The organism is Caldisericia bacterium (genome assembly GCA_026414995.1).
GTDB lineage: Bacteria > Caldisericota > Caldisericia > B22-G15 > B22-G15 > JAAYUH01.
In genome coordinates this window covers 1-7,086 of sequence record JAOAHY010000026.1, presented here as the reverse complement: position 1 = coordinate 7,086, position 7,086 = coordinate 1, and the positions used below count along the sequence as shown (strand labels likewise).

Annotated in this window: 8 protein-coding genes; all 8 read right to left on the bottom strand. The window is 27.9% G+C overall.

What is annotated here, in order from left to right; all coding sequences use genetic code 11:
• Positions 1 to 119: 119 nt before the first annotated feature.
• Positions 120 to 449 (bottom strand): thioredoxin domain-containing protein, encoded by a 330-nt coding sequence (locus N3D74_06515; protein MCX8095817.1) that lies wholly within the window; start codon positions 447 to 449, stop codon positions 120 to 122.
• A gap of 15 nt (positions 450 to 464) precedes the next feature.
• Entirely contained in the window at positions 465 to 1,649 is a 1,185-nt protein-coding gene (locus N3D74_06510) for a replication-associated recombination protein A (protein ID MCX8095816.1), read from the bottom strand.
• On the bottom strand, positions 1,646 to 2,239 hold the full coding sequence (locus tag N3D74_06505) for a 3'-5' exonuclease (GenBank protein ID MCX8095815.1): 594 nt from the start codon (positions 2,237 to 2,239) through the stop codon (positions 1,646 to 1,648). Before N3D74_06505 ends, N3D74_06510 begins: the two co-directional genes overlap by 4 nt.
• Positions 2,220 to 2,579, bottom strand: coding sequence for a dihydroneopterin aldolase (gene folB / locus N3D74_06500; GenBank protein MCX8095814.1), 360 nt, complete (start codon positions 2,577 to 2,579; stop codon positions 2,220 to 2,222). The genes N3D74_06505 and folB overlap by 20 nt, the downstream gene beginning before the upstream one ends.
• The gene (gene folP / locus N3D74_06495) at positions 2,563 to 3,783 is read right to left on the bottom strand and encodes a dihydropteroate synthase (GenBank protein ID MCX8095813.1); all 1,221 of its coding nucleotides are present in this window, start codon (positions 3,781 to 3,783) and stop codon (positions 2,563 to 2,565) included. Before folP ends, folB begins: the two co-directional genes overlap by 17 nt.
• Entirely contained in the window at positions 3,773 to 4,348 is a 576-nt protein-coding gene (gene folE, locus N3D74_06490) for a GTP cyclohydrolase I FolE (protein MCX8095812.1), read from the bottom strand. The genes folP and folE overlap by 11 nt, the downstream gene beginning before the upstream one ends.
• Positions 4,338 to 5,582 carry an imidazolonepropionase gene (hutI, locus tag N3D74_06485; protein MCX8095811.1) on the bottom strand — a complete coding sequence of 415 codons (1,245 nt, stop codon included), beginning with the start codon at positions 5,580 to 5,582 and terminating at the stop codon, positions 4,338 to 4,340. Before hutI ends, folE begins: the two co-directional genes overlap by 11 nt.
• On the bottom strand, positions 5,583 to 7,086 hold a 1,504-nt coding region (locus N3D74_06480), incomplete at its 5' end, for a TSCPD domain-containing protein (GenBank protein ID MCX8095810.1).

Sequence of the window (7,086 nt, the reverse complement as noted above, 5' to 3'; positions counted from 1 at the left end):
GATTAACACCTCAAGGTAAAGATCCACTTCCAAGAGATGTTATAGTAAGAATAATTAGAAAAGAAGTACCATAAAAAGATTTAAAATTATTTTAAGAGGTGGTTTTAAAACCACCTCTTTTAATTTTTTCCTATAATTTCTTCAATTTCTTTTTTTAGTGATTCAAAATTTAAAGCACCAACTATAGAACCAATTACTTTGTTATCCTTGAAAACAAGAAGGGTTGGAATATTTACTATATCATATTTAGATGCAATGTTGTTATTTTCTTCAACATCAATTTCATAGAACTCTATTTCTCCATTATAAATTTTTTCTAATTTAACTAAATGTGGTTCAATAATCTTACATGGATAACACCAATCTGCTGTAAACTTAACTATCTTTAATCCATTTTTATTTAAAATTTTCTCTTCAAATTCCTTTTCGTTTAACTTTTTAATACTCATATAAAAAATTATAACTTACTTTTCTTCAAAAAATTTTTTATCTTTTATTTCTTCTGGCAAATAGTCTATTTTTTCATTTGGATGATCGTGTGGATATTTATATCCCTCTCCCCAGTGGAGTTCTTTTAAACCTTTTAAAACTGGGTTTCTAAGATGAAGTGGAACTGGAAGATTTCCAAATTTCTCAATTATTTCTAAAACCTTTTCTTGTGCTTTTAAAACTCTATTGTCTTTTGGTGCTTTTGCTAAGTAAAGTACAATTTCTGAAAGAATTAGTTTTGCTTCAGGAAGACCTACCCTTTCAACTGCTTCTGCACCAGAAGTGGCAATAATTAAAGCTAAAGGGTCAGAAAGACCAATATCTTCACTTGCTAAAATTATTAATCTTCTTGTTATAAATCTTAAATCTTCACCTCCTTCTATTAATCTCATAAGATAATATAGTGAGGCATCTGGATCACTTCCTCTAATTGATTTTATTAATGCTGATATTAAATTATAATGTTCCTCCTTTTTATCAAATTTTATCTTTTTTGTTATTAAAAATTTCTTAAGATTCTCATAATTTATTTTTACTTTTTCATCCTTATATTCATCTTTTATATTTTCAAGAATATTAATCATAAATCTTGCATCACCCTTTGAAATCTCAATAAGAAATCTTTTTGCATCATCTTCAATTTCAATATTTCCTAAAAAATTAAGGGATCTATCTAAAATTTTATTCATCTCTTCATCATTAAATGGTTCTAAAATTATAAGAAAACACCTAGATAATAGAGGTGGAACTATAGTAAAATAAGGATTTTCTGTTGTTGCTCCAATTAAAACAATATCTCTATTTTCTACAAATGAAAGTAAAAAATCTTGTTCTTTTCTATCTAATCTATGAATTTCATCTATAAAAAGAATTGTTTCTTTTTGAAAAAACTCCTTTTCTCTTTTTGCATTTTCAATTATAATTCTTAATTCCTTTATTCCAGTTTCCGCACCAGAAACTCTTATAAAATTTAATTTACTCTCATTTTTAATAATTTCTGCAAGTGTTGTTTTACCTGAACCTGGAGGCCCCCAAATTAATAAATGTGGAACAAATCCACTTTTAATTTTTTCTTTAAATGTATCATCAATAATATCTTTATGTCCAATAAATTCATCAAAATTTTTTGGTCTTAAAATAATTGAAAGGGGCTTTTTCATAAATCTTCTAAAAAAATATAAAATGCATCAAGGGTCAATTTATCATCTTTAAACATTTTTTCAGCATAACTCTTTATAAAACTTTTTTCTATGTTTCTACTTCTCTCTTTTAAAATTTCCCACAATTTAAAAGTTAAAATTGCATCATCTACTGCTCTATGATATTCATTTGATAAAATTCCAAATTGATTTAAAGCATTTCTTAAAGAATGTGATTTAAGGTTAGGTGCTAAAAATTTGGAAATTATTAATGTATCTGAAAAGCGGTTTTTTAGTTTTTTATTACTTCTTGTTTCAATAAAAGGAATATCAAAATTTAATATATTGTGTCCAACAATAGGATAATCATCAATAAAATCAAAAAAATCTTTTATTGCTTTTTCTTCTTCAACTCCATAATTTAAAATATCATCTTCTGTTAGACCAGTCATTTTTTTAACATCTTCTGGAAGTGACTCTTTGGGATCAATCAACCTAGAGAATGTTTCCTTTAATATACCATCACTAACTTTAATACATCCAATTTCAATTAATTTATTATATTCTGGATTTAAACCTGTTGTTTCAATATCAAAAAATATTAGAATCATTTTTTAAAATTACCTCAACACCAACTTTTTCAAGAATTCCTTTTATTGGAGGCGAAATTTTTTCTACTCTAACAGTTATAGTTTTTATTCTTTTATCTTCAAGAAGTTTTTTTCCAATTTCTTTTGCAAGAGTTTCAATTAGTTTAAATTTAAAGTTTTCAACTATATCTTTTGTTTTTTTATAAATATCTGTATAATCAACAGTATTTTTTAAATCATCTAACTCTGGTATGTCACTCTCTATTTCAAGATCAACGACAAATCTTTGACCTAGCAAATTTTCTTCTTTAATTGCTCCATGATATGCATAAAATTCCATTCCTTTAAGATATATTTTCATCTTTACCCCTTACAAATTCATCATACATTTTAACCGCTCTTTTAACTTCCTTTACATCATGAACTCTTAAGATATCTACTCCCTCTTCAACTGCTTTAAGACATGCAGCTATTGTACCTTCAACTCTTTCATAAACTGGCAATGAAAGGATTTCGCCAATGAAACTTTTTCTACTAGCACCAATTAAAATTGGTTGACCTAAAGATTTAAAAACACTTATATTTTTAATGATTTCAATATTATCTTTTACTCCTTTGCCAAAACCAATTCCAGGGTCTAATATAATATTTTCTCTTTTTATTCCATTATCAAATGCATATTCAATTCTCTCATAAAAAAATTGTTTTATATCTAAAATTACATCTTTATAATAATTTTCATTTGGTGGTTTACCTCCCCTTCCATCTATTGAATGCATTAAAATAATAGGTACATTGTATTTACTTACAATTTTTACCATCTCATTATCGAATCTTAAAGCGTGTGTATCATTAATTAAACTTGCTCCAATTTCAAGTGCTTCTTTCGCAATTTGAGGTTTATATGTATCAACTGATATTGGAACATCAATTTCTTTAACTAATCTTTTTAAAACAGGAATAACTCTTTCTCTTTCTTCTTCATAAGAGATAGGAGATGAACCTGGTCTTGTGGATTCACCCCCAATATCTATTAAATCTGCACCCCATTCAACCATTAGTGTTGCTAAACCTATTGCATTATCTATAAAATTTTCTCCATATAGTCCATCTTCTGAAAAAGAATCTGGGGTTAGATTTATTATTCCCATAATGTAAGTTTTTTTACCCCATTCAAAAATTTTATCTCCTATTTTTGTTTTATTTATTTTTTCATTAAATAAAATTCTTTCTAACTCTTCAGCAATAATTTTTAATCCAAAAGGTTGAAGTTTTAATTTTGGAATTAGTTTTTTATAAATTGATAATGTGCCAATAATTATACAATCTACTCTTTCATCTTTAAGATTATATGCACTATGAGGAATTGCACAATCTCCACCAAGAGATAGACATTCCTGTTTTAAAATATTTGCAGCTCTTGTATCAATTCCTTCAACTTTCATTAATTTTAAGATCATCTTATCTTTCATTATTGAAATACCAATAGGGTGTACAGATAGTTCCCTTAAAATCTTTTGTTTTTCAAAATCTTTTAAGTTTAACTCTCTTATTCTAAAATTCATTGTTTCCTTTTGAAATTAACATTAGAAATTCACTTCTTGTTGAAGCATACTTTTCAAACCCACCCCTTATTGCAGAGGTAACAATTAAACTTCCCATTTTTTTAACTCCTCTCATAACCATACAGAGGTGTTCTGCTTCAATTACAACCCCAAGTCCTAATGGTTGGACCTCTTCATATATTACATCTGCAATTTCGCTTGTTAATCTCTCCTGAAGTTGTGGTTTTCTAGAGATAGAATCAACAACTCTTGCAATTTTAGAGATTCCTACAATTTTTTTGTTTGGAATGTACCCTATATGCGTTTTCCCAAAAAAAGGAAGAAAATGATGTTCACACATTGAGAAAAAGGTGATATTTCTTAAAATTACCATCTCATGGTGTTTTTCTTCAACAAAGCCATTTTTTAAATGCTCTCTTGGGTCTTCATGGAGACCTCTGAAAATTTCTTCATACATATCTCCTATTCTTTCAGGAGTATCTTTTAAACCCTCTCTCTCTTTATTCTCTCCAATTGCTTCAATAATCATTTCAACTGCTTTTTTGATCTTTTGTTTATCTATCAATTCTTATCACCTCACCATTAATTATTACATATTTTGTAAAATTCATACCAACAAAATATGGTATCTGTTTATAACTACTTAGGTTTAAAATTATTAAATCAGCTCTTTTGCCTATCTCAATTGATCCTACATCTTTTTGAATATTCAAAGCATAAGCACTATTTATTGTTGATGCATTTATTGCTTCTTCTATTTTTAATCCTTCTCTAATTATACCTAAAGATAAAATTAATGGAAAATTTAATGAGGGTGATGTTCCAGGATTAAAATCTGTTGAAAGTGCTAATGGAATCCCCATATCAATTAACTTTCTACCCCTATTCTCTTCTCTTTTAAAAACAAATCTTTCAAGAGGAAAAATTATTCCAACGGTTTCTGTCTTACTGAGTTCTTCGAGTTCTGTATCTGAAGTTAAATCTAGGTGTGAAAGAGATTTTATATTATAATTTATTGCAAGTTTTGAGGCACCAAATCTATTGAATTGGTCAACATGAAGAGAAACATTAATGTTTAATTTTTGAGAAATTTCTAAAATTTTTATAGCATCATCTAATAAAAATGCGCCTTCTTCAATAAAAATATCAATAAAATCGAAAAGATTATCTTCTCTTAATTGGGGTAATTTTTCTAAAACTTCACTTATAAAAACTTTTTTATCTATATCTTTAGGAACAAGATGAAGTAAAAATGTTGATATAATTTTAGAATTTAATTCTTCTTTCAATTTTTTAATTATTTTTAGTAGTTTAATCTCTTTGTCAATATAAAGTCCATAACCACTTTTTATTTCAAAAGTAAGAATTCCATATAAATTTCCTAAATTTATTCTTTCTTTTGTTATTTTAATAAGCTCAATTTCATCTAAATCTGTTGTGTCTTTTTGAGTTTTATAAATTCCACCACCCTTTTTTTGAATTGAAAGATATGGCTCACCAGAAATCCTTGCTAAAAATTCTTCTTCTCTTGAACCTCCAAAAATCAAATGTGTATGAGGATCTACAAAACCAGGTAATACAATATTCTCATTTTTTAAATCAATTATGTTTTCGCTTTCAAATCTATCAAGAACTTCTTCAGTTGTTGAAACACAAACAATTTTTCCACTTTTAATAGAAATTCCTCCATTTTCTATTATTTTTAACTTACTTAAATCTTTACCTCTTTTTAATTTAAAATCAAAAGGTGTTACAATCTCTTTTATATTATATATTAATAAATCAGAACTCTCTCTCATTTAATCACATTTTGAGTATCCACAATTAGGACAAGTATAACACCCTTCTTGACTCATCATAAGAGACCCACATTCAGGACAAATTTGTAAATCTTTCTTTTGGAAAGTAGTCTCAAATTTTTGAGTAACTTTTTCCTCAAATTTTAACTCCTTTTTCTCTTCTTTACTCATAGAAAGGTAAATCTCTATTGCTTTTGCTATTGCATCTGCACATGAAAGTATCTTTTCTCCATCTCCCCATATTGGATTAGGACATCTAATTCCTTTAAGTTGTTCAATTATAGGTTCTGGCGAGACTCCAGAGCGAAGTGCAAGAGATACTAACCTTGAAATTGCTTCTGTTTGTGAAGCAGCACATCCTCCTGCTTTTCCTAAAGTTGAAAACACTTCACATATACCATTTTCATCTTCATTAATTGTTACATATAAATTTCCACAACCTGTTTTCATTTTAATTGTTGCACCATAAGTTATTTTTGGTCTTGGTCTAGGACTTAACTTTCCCTTTTCCTCTTCTTTTGTTTCTTTTCCCTTTATTAATACTTGAACTTCTTTTGATCTATCTCTATAAACAGTAACTCCTTTAAGCCCAAGTTCATAAGCCATAAGATAAACTTTTCTAACATCATCAATTGTTGCTTCATTTCTTAGATTAACTGTCTTTGAAACAGCATTATCTACAAAATCTTGAAATGCTTTTTGAATTTTTATATGCCATTCAGGTTCAATATCATGTGCTGTTACATAAATTCGTTTCATATCTTCTGGTATTTCATCAATATGTTGAATTGTTCCTTCCTCAACAACTCTTTCCATTAACTCATCAGAATATAAACCTCTTTCTTTAAGCTCGTTTTCAAAAAGTGGATGAATTTCAAACCATTGGCCAATTGCGACTTGTCTTTTGAAAGCAAGTGCAAAAATTGGCTCAATCCCTGAAGAGCAACCTGCAATAATACTTATAGAACCAGTTGGTGCAATTGTTGTAACTGTTGCATTTCTAACTTTTCTATTTTCTTTTTCATGAATACTTCCACTCCATGCAGGATAAACACCTCTTTCTAATGCTAACTCTTCTGATTTCTCCCATGCCTTTTTGTTTATAAATGACATAAGTTCTCTTGCTAAATTAACTGCATAATCTGAGTTATAAGGGATTCTTAATTTTATAAGTAAATCTGCAAAACCCATAATACCTAATCCAATTTTTCTTGTTAGTTTTGTTTTTTCTTCAATTTGTTTAAGAGGAAATCTATTTGCATCAATTACATTATCAAGAAAATGAACTGCATTTTTTACAATTTTACCTAATCTCTCATAATCAATTTTCCCATCTTTTACAAATTTTGAGACATCTATTGAACCTAAATTACAAGATTCATAAGGCAACAAAGGTTGCTCACCACATTGGTGAACAACAATTCCATTTGCTATCATTGAATGAGTAAATGGTTCTGTTAAATCAAAATCCTCCTCATCACCAAGAAATTCAATAGATTTCTCT